This is a genomic window from Tepidimonas sp. (assembly GCF_046292505.1).
In the GTDB taxonomy this organism is placed as follows: domain Bacteria; phylum Pseudomonadota; class Gammaproteobacteria; order Burkholderiales; family Burkholderiaceae_C; genus Tepidimonas.
The window spans coordinates 1-632 of sequence record NZ_JBKBQX010000208.1 but is presented as its reverse complement, the minus strand read 5'-3'; the positions used below and the strand labels follow the sequence as shown (position 1 = coordinate 632).

Annotated in this window: 1 protein-coding gene and 1 pseudogene; both read right to left on the bottom strand. The window is 68.5% G+C overall.

Translation table 11 applies throughout. From position 1 onward, the window contains the following. Window positions 1–478, bottom strand: a pseudogene (locus ACK4TH_RS12790) (phenylalanine 4-monooxygenase); the annotation flags it as partial. Further along, window positions 462–632: 4a-hydroxytetrahydrobiopterin dehydratase (locus ACK4TH_RS12785; RefSeq protein ID WP_409626988.1), on the bottom strand; the 171-nt coding region annotated here is incomplete at its 5' end. The gene ACK4TH_RS12785 and the pseudogene ACK4TH_RS12790, both read right to left, overlap by 17 nt.

The following is a 632-nucleotide window of genomic DNA, read 5'->3' as shown; positions in this document are numbered from 1 at the left end:
CCTCGCCATAGGCCTGGATGACGTCGGCCATGACCGGGTTGAGCAGCATGGGCACGTGGCCAAACACGTCGTGAAAGACGTCGGGCTCTTGCAGGTAGTCGAGCTGATCGGCGCGGCGGATGAACTGCCCGGCGGGAAAGCGCCGGTGCGCCAAGTGGTCAAAGAAGACGTCGTCCGGTACCAACCCTGGCACGGCGACCACCTGCCAGCCGGTGTGGCGCATCAGCACCTCGGACAGGCGCTCGAAGTCCGGGATGCGGTCGGGCTCGATGGGCAGGCGGCGCATGCCGTCGACGAAGGCATCGCAGGCCCGGCCGGGCAGCAGCGCCATCTGGCGCCGGTACAGCGTGGCCCAGGTGGCGTGCTCCTGCGGGGTGTAAGCGGACCAGTTTTGCGGAATGGTCCAGTCCGGGCTGTCCGGGCGGCCGGCCTCGCCGGCGGCCAGGCCGTGCAGGATGGTGTCAGCGGTTGCGCTCATCGATCGCCCCCATGGCCGGGGCGGTCGCATCGACCCAGTGCGCAAACGCGATGTCGCGCTCGGTCAGCCCCCCGGCATCGTGCGTGGAAAACAGGATGTCCAACCGGTTGTAGACATTGAACCACTCCAGATGGTGGTCGCGGCGCTCGGCCCC